The organism is Psychrobacillus sp. Z3-81, from assembly GCF_056620325.1.
Window position 1 is genome coordinate 1 of sequence record NZ_JBWQPU010000118.1, and the last position, 227, is coordinate 227.

General features: G+C 49.3%; 1 rRNA gene. It reads right to left on the reverse strand.

The window, feature by feature from the left end:
* Window positions 1-150: 150 nt before the first annotated feature.
* A 5S ribosomal RNA gene (gene rrf / locus AC1ECF_RS17860) occupies window positions 151-227 on the reverse strand; the annotation flags it as partial.

Genomic DNA, 227 nt, shown 5'->3' on the forward strand with positions numbered 1-227 from the left:
TTCGAGAGTATTCCTCCTATGAACGAGAGTAATTCAATCTGCCCCAGATAACCCTATCAGGTTGTCCAGCAATTTCTTTCCTTCTCCTAGATATTCTAAACAATAGAAAAAAGACCGCCACCGATTTGACTCGGTGACGGCCTTGCTGTTGCCTAGCGACGTCCTACTCTCGCAGGGGGAGACCCCCAACTACCATCGGCGCTGAAGAGCTTAACTTCCGTGTTCGG